General features: G+C 60.5%; 20 protein-coding genes. 5 read left to right on the top strand and 15 right to left on the bottom strand.

Annotated features, from left to right (window positions below; translation table 11 throughout):
* Positions 1-193: 193 nt before the first annotated feature.
* Both PQG80_RS03435 and PQG80_RS03430 read right to left on the bottom strand, forming a co-directional pair.
* Positions 194-1,084: a radical SAM/SPASM domain-containing protein gene (locus PQG80_RS03435; RefSeq protein WP_271749721.1), complete on the bottom strand. Its 891-nt coding sequence runs from the start codon at positions 1,082-1,084 to the stop codon at positions 194-196.
* A gap of 31 nt (positions 1,085-1,115) precedes the next feature.
* Positions 1,116-1,709: a TVP38/TMEM64 family protein gene (locus PQG80_RS03430; protein ID WP_271749933.1), complete on the bottom strand. Its 594-nt coding sequence runs from the start codon at positions 1,707-1,709 to the stop codon at positions 1,116-1,118.
* A 289-nt stretch (positions 1,710-1,998) separates the two neighbouring features.
* Between PQG80_RS03430 and PQG80_RS03425 the strand changes: the two genes are divergently transcribed.
* The gene (locus PQG80_RS03425) at positions 1,999-2,736 is read left to right on the top strand and encodes a PsbP-related protein (protein WP_271749720.1); all 738 of its coding nucleotides are present in this window, start codon (positions 1,999-2,001) and stop codon (positions 2,734-2,736) included.
* Positions 2,737-2,808: 72 nt separating this feature from the next.
* Here PQG80_RS03425 and PQG80_RS03420 read toward each other — a convergent pair whose 3' ends face one another.
* The gene (locus tag PQG80_RS03420) at positions 2,809-3,084 is read right to left on the bottom strand and encodes a YqkE family protein (RefSeq protein WP_271749719.1); all 276 of its coding nucleotides are present in this window, start codon (positions 3,082-3,084) and stop codon (positions 2,809-2,811) included.
* A 136-nt stretch (positions 3,085-3,220) separates the two neighbouring features.
* Between PQG80_RS03420 and PQG80_RS03415 the strand changes: the two genes are divergently transcribed.
* A complete protein-coding gene (locus PQG80_RS03415; RefSeq protein WP_271749718.1) occupies positions 3,221-3,868 on the top strand; it encodes a metal-dependent hydrolase in 648 nt (215 codons plus the stop codon).
* A 22-nt stretch (positions 3,869-3,890) separates the two neighbouring features.
* On the opposite strand, the gene PQG80_RS03410 is transcribed toward PQG80_RS03415, so the two are convergent.
* From PQG80_RS03410 to PQG80_RS03400, 3 genes are all read right to left on the bottom strand, one after another.
* On the bottom strand, positions 3,891-5,768 hold the full coding sequence (locus PQG80_RS03410) for an LTA synthase family protein (RefSeq protein ID WP_334219801.1): 1,878 nt from the start codon (positions 5,766-5,768) through the stop codon (positions 3,891-3,893).
* A gap of 76 nt (positions 5,769-5,844) precedes the next feature.
* Positions 5,845-6,900 (bottom strand): M42 family metallopeptidase, encoded by a 1,056-nt coding sequence (locus PQG80_RS03405; RefSeq protein ID WP_271749717.1) that lies wholly within the window; start codon positions 6,898-6,900, stop codon positions 5,845-5,847.
* Positions 6,897-7,439, bottom strand: coding sequence for a GNAT family N-acetyltransferase (locus PQG80_RS03400; protein ID WP_271749716.1), 543 nt, complete (start codon positions 7,437-7,439; stop codon positions 6,897-6,899). Before PQG80_RS03400 ends, PQG80_RS03405 begins: the two co-directional genes overlap by 4 nt.
* A 217-nt stretch (positions 7,440-7,656) precedes the next feature.
* Here PQG80_RS03400 and PQG80_RS03395 point away from each other — a divergent pair, with 217 nt between their 5' ends.
* Positions 7,657-8,670 carry an LLM class flavin-dependent oxidoreductase gene (locus PQG80_RS03395; RefSeq protein WP_271749715.1) on the top strand — a complete coding sequence of 338 codons (1,014 nt, stop codon included), beginning with the start codon at positions 7,657-7,659 and terminating at the stop codon, positions 8,668-8,670.
* Positions 8,671-8,766: 96 nt separating this feature from the next.
* Here the strand turns inward: PQG80_RS03395 and PQG80_RS03390 are convergent, their stop codons facing one another.
* The 8 genes from PQG80_RS03390 to pyk all read right to left on the bottom strand — a co-directional run bounded on the left by PQG80_RS03390 (position 8,767) and on the right by pyk (position 17,687).
* Positions 8,767-9,699, bottom strand: a complete 933-nt coding sequence (locus PQG80_RS03390) for a manganese-dependent inorganic pyrophosphatase (protein ID WP_271749714.1) — start codon at positions 9,697-9,699, stop codon at positions 8,767-8,769.
* An 85-nt stretch (positions 9,700-9,784) separates the two neighbouring features.
* Positions 9,785-10,459 carry a DUF421 domain-containing protein gene (locus PQG80_RS03385; protein WP_271749713.1) on the bottom strand — a complete coding sequence of 225 codons (675 nt, stop codon included), beginning with the start codon at positions 10,457-10,459 and terminating at the stop codon, positions 9,785-9,787.
* A gap of 114 nt (positions 10,460-10,573) precedes the next feature.
* On the bottom strand, positions 10,574-12,166 hold the full coding sequence (locus PQG80_RS03380; RefSeq protein WP_432432717.1) for a family 10 glycosylhydrolase: 1,593 nt from the start codon (positions 12,164-12,166) through the stop codon (positions 10,574-10,576).
* Between the two features lie 168 nt (positions 12,167-12,334).
* On the bottom strand, positions 12,335-12,889 hold the full coding sequence (locus PQG80_RS03375) for a TraR/DksA C4-type zinc finger protein (protein WP_271749712.1): 555 nt from the start codon (positions 12,887-12,889) through the stop codon (positions 12,335-12,337).
* Positions 12,886-13,605, bottom strand: a complete 720-nt coding sequence (locus PQG80_RS03370) for a type 1 glutamine amidotransferase domain-containing protein (RefSeq protein ID WP_271749710.1) — start codon at positions 13,603-13,605, stop codon at positions 12,886-12,888. Before PQG80_RS03370 ends, PQG80_RS03375 begins: the two co-directional genes overlap by 4 nt.
* Before the next feature lie 96 nt (positions 13,606-13,701).
* Positions 13,702-14,616, bottom strand: a complete 915-nt coding sequence (locus tag PQG80_RS03365) for an aldo/keto reductase (RefSeq protein ID WP_271749709.1) — start codon at positions 14,614-14,616, stop codon at positions 13,702-13,704.
* A 37-nt stretch (positions 14,617-14,653) separates the two neighbouring features.
* On the bottom strand, positions 14,654-16,084 hold the full coding sequence (gene aspA, locus PQG80_RS03360; RefSeq protein WP_271749708.1) for an aspartate ammonia-lyase: 1,431 nt from the start codon (positions 16,082-16,084) through the stop codon (positions 14,654-14,656).
* Between the two features lie 187 nt (positions 16,085-16,271).
* A complete protein-coding gene (gene pyk, locus PQG80_RS03355; RefSeq protein ID WP_271749707.1) occupies positions 16,272-17,687 on the bottom strand; it encodes a pyruvate kinase in 1,416 nt (471 codons plus the stop codon).
* Between the two features lie 128 nt (positions 17,688-17,815).
* On the opposite strand from pyk, the gene PQG80_RS03350 reads away from it, so the two are divergent.
* Positions 17,816-18,604: a helix-turn-helix transcriptional regulator gene (locus tag PQG80_RS03350; RefSeq protein ID WP_271749706.1), complete on the top strand. Its 789-nt coding sequence runs from the start codon at positions 17,816-17,818 to the stop codon at positions 18,602-18,604.
* A 134-nt stretch (positions 18,605-18,738) separates the two neighbouring features.
* Positions 18,739-18,945: an alpha/beta-type small acid-soluble spore protein gene (locus tag PQG80_RS03345; protein ID WP_271749705.1), complete on the top strand. Its 207-nt coding sequence runs from the start codon at positions 18,739-18,741 to the stop codon at positions 18,943-18,945.
* Between the two features lie 85 nt (positions 18,946-19,030).
* On the opposite strand, the gene PQG80_RS03340 is transcribed toward PQG80_RS03345, so the two are convergent.
* Positions 19,031-19,231 carry a cation transporter gene (locus PQG80_RS03340; protein ID WP_271749704.1) on the bottom strand — a complete coding sequence of 67 codons (201 nt, stop codon included), beginning with the start codon at positions 19,229-19,231 and terminating at the stop codon, positions 19,031-19,033.
* Positions 19,232-19,333 lie beyond the last annotated feature (102 nt).

The following is a 19,333-nucleotide window of genomic DNA, read 5'->3' as shown; positions in this document are numbered from 1 at the left end:
CGACTGCTTCGGCATCCCTCCCCTTGTCCCGCCAATCGGACAATTTTCTTTCGTTTTTGACATTCAAACATTAGACGGCGCATCCCTGTCCGATGTTCAAGGAAATTCTAGGTTTTTAATAAAAAACGCAAACAAAGATCGCATACGAAAAAACCTCTCTCCGGAACGTTCCGAAAGAGAGGTTTTAAAAACGTTATGCTCCGTTGTGGAGACCGAACCGCTGCCGGTAACCGCATTTCCGGCACAGCTCCTCGACGACTTCGCGCCGGGAGAAGCCATCGTACATGCGCTTCGCGCGATCACCTTCGATAATGTCGGCGAACGGCCGCTCGTGGATATTGCCGAGATTGATGACGCCCTCGCCGTCCAGGCAGCAAGGAATCACCGTGCCGTCGGACAGGACGCCGGCCTGATTGCGCAGCCCGTGGCAGAAGCCTCTGCCTTCGTCCTCGGGCTCCGCCAGGTCCGGCCACTTGAACTCGTGGTCCTGGTTCAGGTAGATTCTCTCGGCCAGTTTCATCCCCTTGCCTCGCTCCCAGCTCTCCTCGATCGGACGGTCGAGTCCGAATTCCCGCTCGAGCAGCGCGAGGATGTCCCGGTTGCGGCTGCGCGCCGCATTTTCCGCGTTGTCCATCTCCAGGTTCCACAGCCTCAGCGAGATCGTGACGCCGCCGGTACGCACCGATTCCTTGGCGAACGCCAGGATGCCCAGCACGTATTCCGCCTTGTTGGACTCCTCCATATGCGGACCCTCGCTGTGCAGCGAGAAATTGATCTGCCGGAGCGCCGGCTTGCCGAGCAGCTTGGGACCGGCCTTGTGCAGCAGCGTGCCGTTGGTCGTGAGGTTCACCTTGAACCCTTTCTCGTGGCTCAGGTCCATCAACTGATCGAGCTTCGGATGAAGCATCGGTTCACCTTTGACGTGCAGATAAATATGGTCCGTAAACGGCTTGACCTGATCGAGCGTATGGGCGAAGTCCTCGACCCGAATAAACTTCGCCTTGCGCTCGGTCGGCGGACAGAACGAGCAGGACAGATTGCATACGCTCGTCACTTCTATATAAAACTTTTTAAATTTCTTCAAGCGGCTGTCGCTCCTTCGCGGCGGTGGCCGTTCATACGCCTCTTTCTCTTCTGCGCTCGCGCAGCAGCTGCGCGACGAAGAGGGCCGTCAGAACCACGCAAAACAATAAGTACGAACCGATAAGCAGCCCGAGGTCGGTCTCGGGAAATAATATCGACGAGCTGACGATACCGAACAGCCAGATATGGGACATGACGCCGACGAGCGAAGATACCATGTACGACCGATGCGAGATCTTGGACAGCGAGGCCATAAACGAGATGACGTTATTCGGCATGATCGGCAGCGTGCGCAGGAAGATGATCGACCATACGCCATATTTCATAAAGTAACCCTGCCATTTCTCGTAGCGGCCGGCCTTCGCCTTCATCTTGCGGTCGAACCAGTCCGCGAACAAATATTTGCATGCGTAATAAACCACCAGCGACGCCACGATCCCTACCAGCCAGCTCGTGATCAGGCCGTTGACGAGTCCGAGCGCGGATATTTGCAGGAAAATCAACGTGGAAAAAGGAAAGATGCCGAAAAAGCCCTGTATGATCGCCAAAGGCACGGTGAGCAGCAGCAAATAAAAGCCTTGGAGGTTCGTCGTCTCAAGCAGCCAGTCGATGGCGTTGTTGAACATGTCGCCCAAAGCGCCGTTCCCCCTCGTTCTCTCTAAATAAACGTCCGTCCGCATATGCGCGTTATGATTGTACATTACCATGGAAAAGGGGATTCAAGCAAAGAAATTATACGCTAGGACGGTTCGATAGATACGGCCGTCGTGCCTATTTCTTGCGGGCTTTTCAACTAAAGTTTACCTTAATTTTGCCATTTGCGTTTCCGAAAACACATTGCTGTGTACATTCAACAAGGCGACGCTTTTCCGCTGCCATCATTTAAATGGAAACACAAAGGGAGAGAGAGAAATCATGACGATCCAAAAGAAGCAAAATCAAACCCTTCCATTCAAATCGCCGCTCAAGTGGTCCGCGCCGCTCGGGCTTGCGCTGCTGCTGGCCGCTTGCGGAAGCGACGACGGCAACGCTAACGGTGGCGCTTCGGCATCCGCCGGAGCGACGGCAACGGTTAGCGCGAGCCCGAGCGCGTCCGTAGCCGCGAGCCCGAGCGCCAGTCCGTCCGCAAGTCCGAGCGCCAGCCCGAGTCCTGAAGCCGGCGCTTCTGCCGGCGCATCGCCTGCAGCCGGACTCAAGGACGGCTACGAGCTCTTCTCGGATGCGGACAAGGGATACAGCATCCAGTATCCGAAGGACTGGACCGTGCAGACCGACGTCCAGGGCGTAAACGCCGCGTTCCTCTCGCCTTCCGAAGGAAGCGGCGATCAATTCAACGAAAATGTGACGCTGGTCGTACAGGACCTGAGCGGCGCAGCGACGGGCTCGATCAAGCAGTACGCCGACGAGACGCAGAAGGCGCTCGAGAAGATGATCACGAACTTCAAGCTCGTGAGCTCGGAGCAATCCGACGAAGACCATGCCTTCTACCTCGAATATACGGGTCAACAAGGCCAGTACGATCTGCATTGGCAGCAAGCCGCGATTATCGAGAATGATAAAGCCTACATCGTCACGTATACGGCCGAGCCGGGCAGCGTAGACAAGTTCCAGGATACGGTAGGCACGATGATCGACACGCTGACTTATGAGTAACGACGATATCACGCATAAAAAGGGACCGAACGCCGCCATCGCGGCGTTCGGTCCCTTTTGCGCGGCGCGGCATCAGCGTTTGAACGACTTCCAGTCGAGCCGGCTATTGTCCAACAGATGCCCGAAGTCGCTCTCTAGACGCTTCTCTTCCGCCTTTTTAGCCGCGGCTTCGGCCGCCCGCTTGTCTTCGGCGCGCTTGCGCTCGTCCTCCTTCATCGCGTCCGACCGCTCCTTCAGCTTCTGCAGCGTATCGGCGTTCAGCAGGTCCTTCAGCGTCTGCTGCGGCGATGCGGGTTCCTCTTGCCGGTGCCGGGGCGTGCGCGGCGGCCCCGATTTTTTTTTGGCCATCTCGTTCACCTCGCCTTCCATTATATCGTTATCTCGAGGTTGTGGAATACGCGCAGCGAAGGTATAATAGACAAACAAATGTTCGCATTATTTTCCAATTCGACTACGGCATGCTGCCGGACGGAGGTACTTATTCATGAAAGGCTCCACCCATCTCGTCATCGGCCTCGTCATCGGCGCGGCCGCGGCGGTCTATCACCAGCCCGGCCCCGTCCAATCCGCGGCTTATATCGCCGCGGCGGGACTGTCGGCGCTCGCGCCGGATCTCGACGGTACCAATATGCTGAGCGCCAAGCTCACAGGCCTATCCCGCTCGATTCACCGCGGCGCGCTAGGAGGCGGATTGATCGCGGCCGCAGCCGCTTTGTACTTGTACGCGACGGGCCAGCACGTGCCCGCCTTGCTCGCCTGGATCGGCATTCCGCTCATGCTCGTACTCATGTCGGTCTCCTCGGGCACCATCCGCAACGGACTCGTCTCCCTCGTCGGCATCGGCCTGGCCGTCGCCGGCGCTCAGAACGGCTCGATCTGGCTGATCGGGCTGGGCGCCTATACGGCCTGGGCGCCCTGGCTCAAGCACCGGGGCATGACGCATACGGTGTGGGCCCTGGCCCTGTGGTACTGGCTTGGCCGCGAGCTGGAGGCCGAGCGCGCCATTCCCGGCATCGCCGTCGTCGCCGCTGCGGGCTATGCCTCGCACCTGGTCGCGGACACGCTCACTTCGCTCGGCGTCAAGTGGCTGTATCCAATCTACCGCAAGTCCATCAAGCTGCCTTTCTTTTAATTCTGCCTGCCAGGACGGCGTCCTATCGCTTCGGCAGCAGCCGGACATAGCGATCGGACAGTCCCATCAGCTTCATGATGTAGTCGTAGTCGCCGCGGTACGGCGACAGATCCTTCACCGGTTCGAGCGTAGCCAGGGAGATCGCCGTACCGTCATCGAAGCCCGTCCCCGGCATGTACAGCACCTCGTCATTGAAGAATGAGCCCGTCGGCAGGTAATACCGGCTGCCGACGATATTGCGGTCGACGTTCAGCAGATCCTGGCCGAAGGGGACGATACCCGCGTCCCCCGGTTTCACGCCGAGCAGGTTGGCGATCGTGGGCATCATGTCCAGCTGGCCGCCGGTCCGCTCTACGCGTACGCCTCCTTGCTGATTCGGGACGCGCACGATAAACGGGATGTTCAATCTCGATACGCGAGAATCGTACTTGATGCCCAGCGCTTCGCTCACCCAAGCCGGATCGTTATCGTCCGGCTGCAGGCCGTAGTGGTCCCCATAGACGGCGAGCACCGTATTCTCCCACATGCCCTTCGACCTAAGACCTTCAATGAGCTGACCGATCGCATAGTCCGTATAGTTAACCGCGATCAGATAATCGCCGAGCTGCGTGTCCTGCAGCCCTTCTGGCACCTGCAGCCTCTGCCGATCCGCCGGCACCTTGAACGGAAAGTGGCTGGACGCGGTGACGAATTGGGCGTAGAAAGGAGTTCCCTCTTCGCTTGTCTTCGCCAGTTCTTCGATGCCGAAGCGGTACAGCTCTTCGTCCGAGGCGCCAAAATCGTTGAAATGGTCGTTGTTGTAATAGGGCTTGTCGAAATACCGATCGAAGTTCAAGGCCGGATACAACCGGTTCCGGTCCCAGAACTTTACGTCGTTGACATGGAACGTGTACGCCTTGTAGCCGCTCCGTTGGAGCAAACGGGGCAGACTCGGCAGCGCCCGGTCACCGTAGCCCGTCGACATCGCGATCTTGGCGGTCGGATAGATCGACGTGTTGGACATGAATTCGGCGTCCGACGTATTGCCCTGGCCGATCTGCTGGTACACCCGCGGGAAATAATACGCGCCGTCCGCCAGCTCGTTCAGGACGGGCGTCACCTCTTGCCCGCCGATCTTGAGATGGATCGGGAAGTTCTGAAAAGCCTCGAGCTGCAGAACGATGAGGTTCATGCCCTTCGCCTCGCCGGAGTGCGCTGGCGCGGCTGCTGCACGCCCGGGGGCGCGATACGGGTAAGCCGCCTGCAGCGACTTGATCTCGCCGACGGTCTGGGACAGGTCGGCGGCCGATGCCATCCGTGACTCGCGCCCGGCCTTGATCGCGGCGATAACCTGGTAGCCGAGGAAGCCTTGCTTCTCGGCGGCGGCCAGCTCGTTGTCGATGGCGAGTCCTTGGCGGATGCCGGCCGCTGCGATACCTGCGCATGCGACGAGCGCAACGGCGGCCAGCCCTCTGCGGTAAGATGGCGAGTAGTCACTAACGGTCCGGCTGCCGCGCCGAAGCAAAAGCCCGAGGAGCGCCAGCACCGGCAGGTCGGCAAAAAACAAGTAAAACATCGGGTCCATCGTCGACTGAACGCTCGCCTGGACCTGCGGCACCTGATTCAGCTCCAGCAGCGCGGTATAGATCGGCATGGAGCCGAAATGCGCAAAATAGATCGTCGACGCGAACAAAATCGTCGAGACGACCGCATTTAGCAGCCAGTATGCCGCGGTCTGGCCGCGACCGGGAAGGACGAGCGCCGTTAGGCTCGTCAGGACGGCTACCGCCGCGGCATCCGAGCCAAGCCGCGTCCAAGCGACCTCGCCGAAGCACAAGTAGCGGAGCAGCGCCATTTTCGCAAGCAGCAGGACCGTGAACCAGACATAAGAAGCCGACAGGAGCCTCCTCCCAAAGCCCACAGCCTCCGTCCGGCGCTGTTCGCGCCCTTCCGATCGAATGCCTGCGACGACCGGGCCGGGCCCGGCCGCCTTCGGGCTACCGTTCGTCCGTGACATAGGCGATCAGAAGCGCTGCCGTTCCCAGGATGGCGTCCGCATGCGTGCGCTCCATGCCGTGGGACGCGTGCACGCCCGGGCCGATGAGCGCGGCGCGGATATTGCTGCCGCCGCGAAGCGCGGCGGTCGCATCCGAACCGTAGTGCGGATAGATATCGACCGCATGCGCGATGCCGTCGCGCTTGGCCAGCTCGACGAGCCGCGTGGTCATCCCGTAATCATAAGGCCCCGAGGAGTCCTTGGCGCAGATCGAGACGTCGCGCTCCGTCGCGGACAGGTCATCGCCTAGCGCACCCATATCGACGGCGATGAATTCCTCGATATCGGCCGGCAGCCATGCCGCGCCGTGCCCTACCTCTTCGTAGGTCGAGAATACGAGCTTGAGCGTCCGGACCGGCGTGCGGCCTTCCCGCTTCAAACACTCCAGCAGTCCGAAGAGCGCGGCCACGCTTGCCTTGTCGTCGAGATGACGGGACTTGATCCAGCCGTTCGGGTACATCCGGGTCCGCGGCTCCCAGGATACGAAATCCCCTGGTGCGATGCCGAGCGCGATCGCGTCCTCCCTAGATCGGACGTCCTCGTCGAGCCGGATCTCCATGTTCTCCTCCTCGCGCTTCCACTCCCGCGCGTCCGGATAAACGTGAACGGAGGTCTTCGTGGACAGCACGGTCCCCTCGTACTTGCGGCCGTCGCGCGTGTGCACGGTGCAGTATTCGCCCTCTACCGTCTGCATCGCGTAGCCGCCGATCGGCGTGATCCGCAGCGTGCCCGCGCCTTTGACCGCGCGCACCATCGCGCCGAGCGTGTCCACATGCGCGGACAGGCCGATCGCCGGCCCTGTCTCCCGCCCCTCTACGGTCACGATGACATTGCCCTTGGGCGTCGTCTCGCTGGCGTACCCGAGCCTTGCCGCCTCCGTATGCAGCATCGCGGCGATATCCATGCAATAGCCGCTCGGGCTCGGGCAGGCGAGCAGCCGCTCAAGCCAGTTCATGATATACGTCCGGTCTAGCGAATCGAATGCGGACTCCGTCATCTGAATGACCTCCTGTGAAACTCGCTGATATGTTGAATAAGCACGGTGCCGTCCGTCGTACCGCGACCGTCCGGCTCAAAGTAACGCACCATCGCCCGGTAAGGCTCCGGCACCCATATATATTGGTGGACGTATTCCGTCCGCACGAAGCCGCATTTCTCCCAGAACCGGATGCGCGCTTCATTTTCCGGCGTGTCCTCGGCCTCGGCCTCGATCAAAAGGCCGTCCAGTCCCCGCGACTTGGCCCAATCCGCGATGAGAGATACGAATCGCTTGCCCGCGCCTTTTCCGCGGTCTCGCTCCCTTACCGCCAGATAATCGATCAGCAGCAGCTTCGGCTTGTCCAGGACGCCGCAGATCGCCATCGCCTTCATCGCGCCTTCTTCCCTGCCGGCGGCCAGCAGGCTGATGCGCTTGTCGAACATGCGCGCCAGGATCGCGTCCGGCTTGCGTCCTTCGGCCGGGAAGGCCTCGCGGTACAACGACAGCGCCTCCTGCCAGCTCGCGTCGTCCGGCTTATCCTGCAGCGTCAGCTTCATCTCCGCACCCCGTCCCATTCGCGGCCGGCGCCGTCGGCCGCGCTGCATTTTTCTTTTCATAATATTAGTTCACCGAATTTGAAAAGTCCATCCGGCAGCGCACCGAGCGAGGCTTCAAGCGTTGCCTTCATCGGCGCTGGCATTTTCGCATTAAATGTGCGATTATAAATCACAGATAAGAGCAACGCACAAATTCGCTTGCAGAGGTGACGGCTCCATGAGATTAAGCATATTGGATCAATCCCAGATCGCCGAAGGCCGCACGGCGACCGACGCGCTGCGCGAGACGACCGAACTGGCCCGCGAGGCGGACCGCCTCGGCTACCATCGTTATTGGGTCGCGGAGCATCATGCCTCCCACGCGCTCGCCTCGTCGAGTCCAGAGGTGCTCATCGCCCATCTGGCCGCGAACACGCGCCGCATCAAGGTCGGTTCGGGCGGCGTCATGCTGTCCCACTACAGCGCGTACAAGGTCGCCGAGAACTTCCGGGTGCTCGAAGCGCTTCATCCCGGCCGCATCGACGTCGGTCTCGGACGCGCCCCCGGCGGCATGCCGATCTCCACGCGCGCGCTGCAGGAGGGCAAGATGACCCACATCGACAATTATCCGCAGCAGGTGGCGGACCTGATCGGGTACTTGAACGATGCCCTGCCGGAGCAGCATCGCTTCAAGGGCTTGACCGCCTCTCCGTCCATCCCGACGGTACCCGAGCTGTGGCTGCTCGGCTCGAGCTACGGCAGCGCTTCGATCGCGGCCGAGATCGGCGCCGCCTACGGCTACGCCCAGTTTTTCGGCGTCCCGGACAGCGAGGTGTCGGTTCAGCATTACAAGGAACGCTTCAAGCCTTCCGCCTTGAACGACGCGCCGAAGCTCCTCGCGGCCGTCTACGTCATCTGCGCCGAGACGGACGAGGAAGCCCGGCGGCTCGCCTCGAGCACCGAGCTCTTTTTCCTCTCCCTCGAGAGCGGACGCCTGCTCGATCGCTTCCCGAGCGTCGATACGGCGGAGTCTTATCCGTATACCGAATACGATCGCATGCGCATCGCCGCCGGCGCTCACCGCCGCATCGTCGGCACGCCCGATGCGGTGAAGCGGCAGCTCGAAGACATGTCGGAGCGGCTCGGCATCGACGAGATGATGATCGTCACCGTCACGCACGACTTCGAGGCGCGACTGCGCTCATACCGTCTCGTTGCCGAAGCCTTCGGCCTAACGCCCCAGGACGCCTAATTGAGCCTACGGCGGACCGCATAAACGACGCAAAGAAGCCGCCTCGGAAGGCGGCTTCTTTGCGTGCCTGCGACCCAGGGGTCGGAGGCGATTCGATTATTGCTTGTTGAACGTGTCCGTCAGCACCGGCACGATCTGCGACTTGCGGGAGACGACGCCCTTCAGGATCGCTTTGTTGCCGTCCAGCTTAACGCCGTATGCTTGCTCGACGACGGACGCGGACTTGCCCAGGGCAACGCCTACGGAATCGTTGTTCAGGATGTCCGTCACGACGAACAGGAACAGGTCGAGGCCCTTGGCGGCGATGATGCCGTTCAGCTTGTCCTCCAGCTCGCTCTGGCGGGACAGCACGTCGTTCACGTCGACGGCGTTGACTTGCGCGATCTCGACCTTGGCCGATCCCATCGAAAATTCCTTGGCGTCGAGGCTGACGAGCTCGTCGATGGACTTGTCGATCAGGTTAGCGCCCGCCTTAAGCATGTCGAGACCGTATTGGTCCGCGTCCACGCCGGCGATCTCCGCCAGCTCGCGCGCGGCGTCGATGTCTTGCTGCGTGCAGGTCGGCGACTTGAAAAGCAAGGAATCGGAGATGATGGCGGAGAGCATCAGACCGGCGATATTCTTGTCGATCGCGACGCCGTTTTCCTTGTACAGCTTGTTCAGGATCGTGGCCGTGCAGCCGACCGGCTCGGCGCGGTAGTACAGAGGCGCGCTTGTCTCGAAGTTGGCGATCCGGTGGTGGTCGATGACTTCGATCACTTGAACCTGATCGATATCGCCGACGCTCTGCTGGCGTTCGTTGTGGTCGACCAGGATGACCTGCTTCGCTTCGGAAGCGACGGACTCAACGAGGCGGGGCGCGCTGGCGCCGAACTTGTCGAGAGCGAACTGGGTTTCCGCGGCGACGTTGCCGAGGCGGACGGCTTCGGCTTCTACGCCGAGCTTGTTCTTAAGATCCGCATAGGCGATCGCGGAGCAGATCGTATCCGTATCCGGGTTTTTGTGACCGAAGATCAATACTTTTCCCATCTTCATACTCCTCTTTAATAGAATTGGCTTCAAAATTATAACTCACATCAAGCCGGGCAAGCAAGTCGGGATTCGCCGCCATCCGTCATGTTTTGAGCTGAATATGAAGGCCGTCGCCGTTGCTCCATTCGGCGTACAGCACCTTTTTGACATCCTCTACGCCTTGGTTGAGCATCTCTCCGACCAACCATCCCCCGTCCTTGCCGAGATCGCGCAAGCCTTCGGCGTCGATACGTCCGTTAACGATGAGGGCTACGGGCAGTACGACCTCGGCGGAAGGCGGCTGCAGATCCTTGCGCGTCTCGTCCTCGACGTCGGACGTCAGCATGACGCTCAGACTGCCGTTCGTCTCCAGGACCGCGTATTCCACCTGGCTGAGGGCGAACACCCCGTTTTGCCGCAGCATCGCGTGCAATTGGTCGAAATCCAGATTGTTGCGTCTCATAGCGCCATACAAGATCTTGCGGTTATGTATGATTAAGTCGGGCTTGCCGCTTGCCAGCCGGCCGAGTCGCGGGAACAACAGGCTGAGCTTCTCGAGTCCAAGGGACAGGCACGTCCACAGCGCCAGCGCGAACAACAGGTGGCCCAGCTTGACGTCCTTATCGTAGATCGTATTCCCGACCAGCTCGCTCAGCATCAGCGAGGACACGAAATCAAAGGCGGTTAGCTGCGAGATCTCCTTTTTGCCGAGCAGGCGCGTCATGACCCAGAGACCGACGATCGCGATCGTCAGCTTAATGGCTATCATCTCAATCATAGACAACGATCTCCTTTCGCCGAATGCCCCTTATTACCCGTTAACATCGGGCCGGTAACATTCTCCCGTTAACCAATAAATCCCCCGCGCCTGCGCGCGGGGGATCGGGGAGAATTAATTGTTGGCGGATCCGTAATAATTCTGAAGCGCCTGCGCGATGCCAAGCGGATTCTTGAGCAACGGGGAAGCGCTGTAATAGATGTCGCCCTGCACCTCGGGATGCGCGGCATTGTAATTAAGCTGATTAATGATCTCGCCCGCCGATTGCCAGCCGGCCTCCTGGGTGCCCAGCTTGTAGACGGCATGGCCGACGTACAGCTTCACCTCCGTGCCGGCGACCTCGCCGGACCACCAATCTACGAGTTTGTCGTATCGGGCGGCGCTATAGGACATGCTCCAGTAGATCTGCGGGGCGACATAGTCGATCCAGCCTTGCCTGATCCACGTGCGCACGTCGGCGTACATGCTGTCATAGGCCGTTACGCTCGCCTTCGTATCGGAGCCGGTCGGGTCCGCCGAGCGGTTGCGCCATACGCCGAAGGGGCTGATGCCTAGCGATACGCCGGGCTTGGCGGCATGAACGGAGGCGCCGAGATCCCGCACGAACGCATTAATATTATTGCGCCTCCAATCCGCCTTGAGCAGGATCCCTTCCGGATTATGCAGCGCAAACGTCGCATCGTCGCTGAACACGCCGCTCGACGGATAGAAGTAATCGTCCAGGTGTACGCCGTCGATATCGTAGCCGTTCACGACCTCCATGATCGCATCGATAATGTGCTGTCTGGCCTCGGGTATGCCCGGATTGATGTATTTAATCGTGCCCGTCGTTACGATCCATTCCGGATGCTGGTTGACGACGTGATTAGCGGCCAGCTTGGACGTATTGGTGTCCGTGTTCGCACGGAACGGATTAAACCAGGCGTGGAACTGCATGCCCCGCTTGTGCGTCTCCTCGACGAGGAATTGCAGCGGATCATAGCCCGGATCGCGCCCCTGCGTGCCCGTCAGTACTTTGGACCACGGTACGAGCGACGAGCGATACAGCGCGTCGGACGCCGGGCGTACCTGCATGAACACGGCATTCAGGCCCATCCGCTGAAATTGGTCCAGCATCGTCACGTACTCCGCCTTTTGCTTGACTTCGTTGCCCGAGGACGCCGTCGACGGCCAATCGAGATTAAAGACGGAAGATATCCAGACGCCGCGCAACCCTTGGTCCGCAGATCCGTCATCCTGATCGCCTCCCCCGCCATTTCCGCCCGCGTCCTTCGTGCGCATGACGACGGATCTGGCGACCGGGTCCCAGACCAGGTCCAATCCGAGGTTCTCGCCGATGAAGCGCAGCGGCACCATGATCCGGCCCGACTTGTTCTGAACGGACGCATCCAGCGGCACGGCGCTGCCGTTAACGGTGGCATTGCGCTTGCCGCTCTCGAGAATGATCGTGTCGGGACCCTTCGTAATCGTAGCCGACTGCGTCCGGGGATCCCAGCCGATATGGGCCCCCATCCCTTCGCTGACGGTGCGGATCGGCACCATGGTGAACCCAAGCTTCGGGTCGATATAAGGCGGCACGTCCGCCGGCAGCTTCACTCCGTCCAGGTAGACGGAGATGTCGGCCGGCTTGGCTGCCCCCGCCTGCTGCATAAACGGCAGACACACGAGTAAAGCGCAGAACAGCGGCAGCCCCGTTTTAAAAATCATTCTTAACCGTTGCAAATTCCAGCCTCCAAACCCCATAAATACGGTCTAATATTCGATCGCTCTATGGTGTATAGACGACATTCCCCGCCAATTGTTGCTAAATAAACAAACGCGGCGCGATGAGAATGCTCTCATCCGCCGCGTCGATGTCATCCGCGCAGTCGCCGGTCAGCGATCCGCGCTCGTATCCGTACCGGTCGTCCGCGTATCCGAAGCGTTGCCGTATTCCTCCAGCGTCTTCCAGGCATCCGCGTCGTCGAAGCGTCCGGCCTGCCGCTGGCGGTGCTCGCCGGCGCCCGATGGCGGCGGCGTCATCACGTCTTCCTCCACCGGCCGGTAGTCTCCATCGGCTATCGCTTCCGCCGGCGCGTGCGCGATGCTGTACCGCACCGCGGGGAGCGCCTCGAGCCGTTCGTACCCGATGGGCTCTCCGCTGATCTCGCAGAGGCCGTACGTGCCGTCCTCCATCTTGGCGAGCGCGCGCTCGACGTCCGCTCTTCGCTCCTTGTACCGGTCGTCGATGGCGGCATCCCGCTCCCGCTCGAACGTCTCCGTCCCGAGGTCGGCCGGATGGTTGTCATAAGACGACAGCTCGCCGGTGTCGTCCATGATCGACGTCTCCCCGTCGCCGATGTCCAGCAGGAAATGACGGTCGATATCGTGCTTTTCCGCGAGCAGGAGCTCCTTAAGATGCCTTAACTGCTTTTCGTTCAGTCCGTTCATTGTCCGACACCTCCAGGCACGCGTCCTTGGCGATGCTCGAGCGGCTTGCCGGCGGCGATCAGGTCGGCGACCGCTATCGCGGCAGCCCTGGACGAAGCCGGGTTCTGCCCGGTCACGAGTCCTCCGTCGACCTCGACATGCTCGGCATAATCGGGACCGGCGACGAACTTCGCCTCGAGCTCCTTGAGCTTCGTCTCCAGCAGGAACGGCAGCCGCCCTTGGAGCGGCGTCTGCGCTTCCTCGGCGTTCGTAAACCCGGTAAGCGTCTTGTTCTCGACAAGCGGATTGCTCGTGTCGAGCTTGGCGCCGACCAGTCCCGCTACGCCATGGCAGACCGCGCCGATCGGCTTGCCGGCCGTGACGAAGTCCGTCAGCAGATTCTGCAGATGGACGTCTTGCGGAAAATCGAACATGGCGCCGTGGCCGCCAGCGAGGAAAATCGCCTGGTAATCCTGCGTCTTCGCTTTGCGCAGCGGCATCGTGTCCGACAACCATTTTCTATATGAATGCTCCGCGCTCTCGCCGGCGTCCTTCATGCTGGCCGGATCGACGAGGGCTTCGCCTCCCTTCGGACTCGCGATCGTGACTTCATAGCCCCGCGCGGCGAACGCCTCGATCGGCTCCGCGACTTCCGACCACCATACGCCGGCGAGCACGCCGCCGTCCAACTGTTTGCCGTTCGTCACGACGATCAGCACTTGATTCGTTTTTTGCATGGTCATTCACTCCCAGGTGGCAGAATGGATAGCTATGATCCTTCCTTACCCTTCTGGTTGTATGTATAATCCCGCGGGCTGCGCGGCGATGGCGAATCAGGCCTCCGCGACTTCGGATCCGACGGCAGCCAACCTGCGCTTCGCCTCTTCGTAAACGTCTGGCGGCAGCATGCCCCGGCCGGCCTGAGCGACGTTCTCGCGCAGATGAGCCGGATTTTTAGTCCCGATGATAATCGTGGAAATCGCCGGATGGCTCAGCGTGAAGCGGAGCATAAACCCAGTGCGGCTCTCGCCCTCCGCCAGCAGCTCGTCCATGCGCGCCTTATCCCAGTAGGCCCACTGATCCTGCTGGCCGAGTCCCGCGCCGGGCTCTCCTCTGCCGACGCCGCCGCGTACGATGACCCCCGCCCCTTGGGCGGCGGCCTCGGAGATCAGCGCCTCATGCGCGCGCTCCAACGCCGAATACGGCATCTGGATCGTGTCGAACTCCCCGGAGCGGATGAAATGCGGCGCGGCCGGCAGAAAGCTGGAGATGCCGATCCAGCGCACCTTGCCCGTCTCTTGAAGTCCGCGTAAAAACGCGACTAGCGATTCTCGCTCCGCTTCCTCCGGCATCGGTCCGTGCAGCTGCAGCAGATCGACGTAATCCGTTTTCATCCGCCGCAGGCTCTCGTCGAAGCTCTCCGCGAGGAATCGCCGGTCCCAGCAGTGCGGCGTGTCGACATATGCGCCATTGTCGATGACCTCGCGTCCGCACTTGGTCGCGAGCAAGTATTCGCCTCTCCGATGCGCGATATGCTTGCCGATCATCGACTCCGCGATGCCGTAGGAGTAGGCCGTATCGACAAAATTAATGCCCTGGTCGAGCACCTCGTTCAGGACGCGTCCCGCCTCGGCGTCGTCCACCGGCCTGCCGCTCCATACGCGATCCCCGCGCAGCTCCATCGACCCGAATCCGATCGGCGTGACCTCAAGTCCGGTACGGCCCAGCGTTCTTTTTGGTAAATTCATTGCGCTTCCCTCCCATAGGAACAGATCGTGTCGCCGGTTAAGTTTGCGGGTCCCCGCCCTTGCCGATCAGCCATTCCCCCGATATGCCCGGCGACGTCATATGGTACGGATCCAGGATGACGTCGATCTCTTCCGGCGTCAGGAGTCCGCGCTCCAGGATGATATCGCGGATCGGCAGACCGGTCTTGAGCGCTTCCTTGACGAGGCCGGCCGCGACCTCGTAGCCGAGATGCGGATTGAGCGCGGTTACGATGCCGAAGCTCTCCCGCACGTATTTCTCGCAACGCTCGATATTCGCTTCCATGCCCTCGAGCGCGAACTGGATGAACACGTCGACGGCATTGCGAAGGATGCGCAGCGACTGCAGCAGATTCATCGCGATGACCGGCCCCATGACGTTCAGCTCGAACTGACCGGCCTCGGCCGCCAGGCAGATCGTATGGTCGTTGCCGATCACCTGGAAGGCGGTCTGGTTCACGACCTCGGCCATCACCGGGTTCACCTTGCCCGGCATGATGGACGACCCCGGCTGCCTCGGAGGCAGCGCGAGTTCGGCGAGCCCGGCGCGAGGCCCTGAGGCCATCATGCGGATGTCGTTGCAGATCTTGGATAGATTGACCGCGCACACCTTCAAGGCGGCGGACAGCTCCGTATAAGCGTCCGTATTCTGCGTCGCGTCGACGAGATTGTCGGCCGATACGAGCGCGATGCCGAGATCCTCCGCCATCAGGCGCACGACTTCGGCAATGTATTCGGGCTTGGCGTTCAGGCCGGTGCCGACGGCCGTGGCGCCCATGTTGACCGTCAGAAGGTGGCCGGTGGCGCTGCCGATGCGCGACACGTCCCTGCCGATGACGGCGGCATACGCGCCGAATTCCTGGCCCAGCCGGATCGGGACCGCGTCCTGCAGGTGCGTGCGCCCCATCTTGATGATGCCGTCCCACCTCGACGCCTTGTCCGCGAATCCGCGCTGCAGCGCTTCGAGCGTCTCCAGCAGGCGGTGCGCCTGTTGGTAAGCCGCGATCTTGATCGCCGTCGGGATCGCGTCGTTGGTCGACTGCGACATGTTGACATGATTGTTAGGGCTGCAGTGGAAGTAATCGCCCTTCTCCTTGCCCATCGCCTCCAGCGCCCGGTTCGCGAGCACCTCGTTCATGTTCATGTTGATCGACGTGCCCGCGCCGCCCTGGATCGAGTCGACGATGAACTGGTCGGACAGTCCGCCCAGGATGATCTCGTCGGCCGCCTGGACGATCGCGTCCGCGATCGGGCGGGGCAGCATGTGGGTGGATGCGTTCGCGATCGCCGCCGCCTTTTTCACGTGCGCCAGCGCAATGATCAGTTCATGATGCACGGGGATGCCGGTGATCGGAAAGTTCTCCACTGCCCGCATCGTCTGAATACCGTAATAAGCGTCGAGCGGAACCTCTTTCTCCCCGAGGAAGTCCCTTTCGATCCGATAGGTCATCTTGCTTCCCTCGCCTTCGCCATTGATGAGTCGGCGGCGCGTGCCGTTGGTGCCGATTGTAACATACGCGGCTGCGATATCCATAATGACGCGGGGCCGTATGAATGGAAAGCGGGATCCGCGGCGTCGAATGCCGCTGGATCCCGCTATCTTATCGCAAGTCCGTTCCGTACGTTAATTAACGAACTTAAACAACTTGCTCGATCTTGATCAAGTTGGTGGTGCCGGACTTGCCGATCGGCGTGCCGGCCGTTATGACGACGTGGTCGCCCGAAGCGATCGCGCCGCTGTCCCGCCCGTGCCGCACGGCGGCCGCGATCACATCGTCCGTGGATAGCTCCTGACTGCCCTTTACGGGTACGACGCCCCATAGCAGGCAGAGCCGCATCAGCGCCTTTTCGTCGTACGCGATGGCGATGACAGGCGCCTTGGGGCGATACTTGGACACCATCCGCGCGGTGAACCCGCTCTCCGTCGGCGTGAGGATCGCCGCTGCGCCAAGCTCGAGCGACGAGCTGACGACCGCCTGGCTGATGACCTCGGTCGTCGTAGCCGGCTGAACCTTCGCGCGCAGCAAGAATTCTTCCTTATAATCGAGCATCGACTCGGCCTTCAGCGCGATGTTCGACATCGTCGCGACCGACTCGACCGGATACTTGCCGGCCGCGGACTCTCCCGACAGCATGACCGAGTCCGCGCCTTGGATGACCGCATTGGCGACGTCGCTCACCTCTGCGCGCGTCGGCCGCGGGTTGACCTGCATCGAATCCAGCATATGCGTGGCGACGATGACCGGCTTGCCTGCCCGGTTGCATTTCTCGATCATCTGGCGCTGGATCATCGGCACTTCCTCGACCGGTATCTCGACGCCGAGATCGCCGCGGGCGACCATAATGCCGTCGGAGACTTCGAGGATCGCGTCGAGGTTCTCGACGCCCTCCGCGTTCTCGATCTTGGAGATGATCTGGATGTGCGGGGCGCCGAGCTCCTCGAGCAGGCCGCGAATTTGCAGGATGTCCTCGGCGCGGCGCACGAACGACGGCGCGATGATGTCGACGTTCTCGCCGACGCCGTACTTGATATGCATGATATCCCGCTCGGTGACGCCGGGAAGCGTCGTCTTGATGCCGGGCAGGTTGACGCCCTTGTTGGACTTGATGACGCCGCCGTTCACGACGCTCGTGATCACCTCGGTGTCCGTCACCTCGGTCACGGTCAGTTCGATCAAGCCGTCGTCGATCAGGATGCGGTTGCCCGGCTTCACGACGAGCGGCAGTTCGCCGTAGTTCACCGAGATCCGCTTCAGGTCCCCGACGATCGTCTCGGTCGTCAGCGCGAGCGTATCGCCGGCCTTCAGTTCGCCCGGCTCCGCCAGCTTGCCGATCCGGACTTCAGGTCCTTTGATATCCATGAGCACGGGCACAAGCGCCTTCATCTCCGCCGCCGCCTCGCGGATGCGCGCGATGCGGCCGCTGTGGTCGGACAATTCGCCGTGCGCCATATTCAGCCGCGCGACGTTCATGCCGGCTCCGATCATTCTTTTCAGCGTCTCGGCAGCGTCGCAGGACGGTCCCATGGTACATACGATTTTCGTTTTTCTCAAGATGCTCTTCCTCTCTTCATTGCCTCTGTTCGACATTATCTTTTAATATTAGCCGTGGAATTGTCCCTTGAATATGAATTATAGTATGATTACCGTATTATTGTACGATCGGAAAGGAAACTTTGCCGATGACCAGAATCGCATTGACCGGCTTCCGGCAAGACCGCGGCCTGCCGCTTACCGAGGCGGACCACGATGCTCGGCCTCACGATCTGCTGGCGGTCGTTACCTACGGCAAGCTGCAAATTCTGGTCGACGGCATGCCCCTCGTCGCCTCCAAGGGCGATATTGTATACGTGCCGTCCCATTCAACGTATGAAGAGGATTACGCGGCCAACGCCTTTCATGAAAAGTACGTCGCCCGTCTCGCGCCACGCGATACCGCCGTCGGACTTCCGCTGCTCGATGATGGCGTACCCAGGGTCTTGAGATACGCGCCTTTCGAATGGATGGCCGACCGGCTGCGGGCGTTGCTCGGCGATTGGCAGGAACAGGCGCCTTACGCCGTCATCCGCTGCGAGGGGATCCTGCTTGAGCTTGTTGCCATATGGTGCCGCGAGTTGCTGAGAGAACCGCCAAGTCCCTCCTCCTTGTTGCTGACCGAACGGATGAAGGCATATATCGCCGGCCACTACCGGGAGAAAATCACGAAGGAAGAGCTTGGCGACGCGATCGGCCGCACGCCCAATCACGCGGCTGCGTTATTTAAGCGAGCTACCGGTCAGACCATCAGCGAATACGCGCATGCGGTGCGGGTGAAGACCGCCGTTTATATGCTGAAGGAGTCGCTGCTCACCGCCGGGGAGATCTCCGAATATCTCGGCTACCGCGATCTGTCTTATTTCCACCGAATATTCAAAAAACTGACGGGTTTCCCGCCAGCTCACTTCATGAACGAACGAAATACGAATCATTAATTGCGTTTAACGACGCCTGAAGTCGATTAATGGCATAAAATGTTGCTTCACGTGAAACAATTCGTATCCTAAACGGCCCGTATAGAAGGAACTGCCAATCGATATAATAACCTCCAATAACGGAGGTGATACATATGGCTAGAAGGAACCAGCTCGTCGTACCCGAATGCCGCGCCGCGCTAGAGCAATTGAAATTCGAAATCGCCCAAGAGCTGGGCATCCAGCTCTCGCAGGACGGCTATTATGGCAATCTGCTGACGCGCGAAGCCGGCTTGATCGGCGGCAATATCACCAAAAGGCTCGTACAAATCGCCGAGCAGCAGCTCGGAGGCAGATTCTGAACGGGCCCTACTGCCGCTGCCCAATATAAAAGGGAGCCATCGGCGGATGGCTCCCTGCTCGGCAAACATAATTAATCCCATTAAACTAAACGACCTCGTATCCCTGATCCTCGATCGCGCTTTTAATATCCGCGAGACCGAGCTTGCCTTCATCGTAATTCACGGCGACCGACCCTGACGCCAGATCCACCTTCGCCTCTGCGCCCAGCTTCTTCAGCGCGCCTTCCACGCTGTTAACGCAATGCCCGCACGACATGCCCTCTACCTTTAACGTCGTATTCAACATTACTACCTCCTCTGAATGAAGTTGATAATGATAATATAATATACCCCCGTAGGGTATGTCAAGATCATACCGATTCTTGGCTCTCGTTCATGCAAGCGCAAA

It is taken from the genome of Cohnella rhizoplanae (assembly GCF_948329515.1).
GTDB classification, from domain to species: domain Bacteria; phylum Bacillota; class Bacilli; order Paenibacillales; family Paenibacillaceae; genus Cohnella; species Cohnella rhizoplanae.
Note: the sequence above shows the minus strand (reverse complement) of the source record. Positions and strands in the feature narration are given on the sequence as shown.

What these genes read in the sequence shown, in the direction of transcription:
- PQG80_RS03430 (WP_271749933.1), bottom strand. Translation starts at nt 1,709, where the DNA reads ATGTTCAACAACGCCATCGACTGGCTGCTTGAGACGACGAACCTCCAA.
- PQG80_RS03425 (WP_271749720.1), top strand. Translation starts at nt 1,999, where the DNA reads ATGACGATCCAAAAGAAGCAAAATCAAACCCTTCCATTCAAATCGCCG.
- PQG80_RS03420 (WP_271749719.1), bottom strand. Translation starts at nt 3,084, where the DNA reads ATGGCCAAAAAAAAATCGGGGCCGCCGCGCACGCCCCGGCACCGGCAA.
- PQG80_RS03415 (WP_271749718.1), top strand. Translation starts at nt 3,221, where the DNA reads ATGAAAGGCTCCACCCATCTCGTCATCGGCCTCGTCATCGGCGCGGCC.
- PQG80_RS03405 (WP_271749717.1), bottom strand. Translation starts at nt 6,900, where the DNA reads ATGACGGAGTCCGCATTCGATTCGCTAGACCGGACGTATATCATGAAC.
- PQG80_RS03400 (WP_271749716.1), bottom strand. Translation starts at nt 7,439, where the DNA reads ATGAAGCTGACGCTGCAGGATAAGCCGGACGACGCGAGCTGGCAGGAG.
- PQG80_RS03395 (WP_271749715.1), top strand. Translation starts at nt 7,657, where the DNA reads ATGAGATTAAGCATATTGGATCAATCCCAGATCGCCGAAGGCCGCACG.
- PQG80_RS03390 (WP_271749714.1), bottom strand. Translation starts at nt 9,699, where the DNA reads ATGGGAAAAGTATTGATCTTCGGTCACAAAAACCCGGATACGGATACG.
- PQG80_RS03385 (WP_271749713.1), bottom strand. Translation starts at nt 10,459, where the DNA reads ATGATTGAGATGATAGCCATTAAGCTGACGATCGCGATCGTCGGTCTC.
- PQG80_RS03380 (WP_432432717.1), bottom strand. Translation starts at nt 12,166, where the DNA reads ATGATTTTTAAAACGGGGCTGCCGCTGTTCTGCGCTTTACTCGTGTGT.
- PQG80_RS03375 (WP_271749712.1), bottom strand. Translation starts at nt 12,889, where the DNA reads ATGAACGGACTGAACGAAAAGCAGTTAAGGCATCTTAAGGAGCTCCTG.
- PQG80_RS03370 (WP_271749710.1), bottom strand. Translation starts at nt 13,605, where the DNA reads ATGCAAAAAACGAATCAAGTGCTGATCGTCGTGACGAACGGCAAACAG.
- PQG80_RS03365 (WP_271749709.1), bottom strand. Translation starts at nt 14,616, where the DNA reads ATGAATTTACCAAAAAGAACGCTGGGCCGTACCGGACTTGAGGTCACG.
- aspA (WP_271749708.1), bottom strand. Translation starts at nt 16,084, where the DNA reads ATGACCTATCGGATCGAAAGGGACTTCCTCGGGGAGAAAGAGGTTCCG.
- PQG80_RS03350 (WP_271749706.1), top strand. Translation starts at nt 17,816, where the DNA reads ATGACCAGAATCGCATTGACCGGCTTCCGGCAAGACCGCGGCCTGCCG.
- PQG80_RS03345 (WP_271749705.1), top strand. Translation starts at nt 18,739, where the DNA reads ATGGCTAGAAGGAACCAGCTCGTCGTACCCGAATGCCGCGCCGCGCTA.
- PQG80_RS03340 (WP_271749704.1), bottom strand. Translation starts at nt 19,231, where the DNA reads ATGTTGAATACGACGTTAAAGGTAGAGGGCATGTCGTGCGGGCATTGC.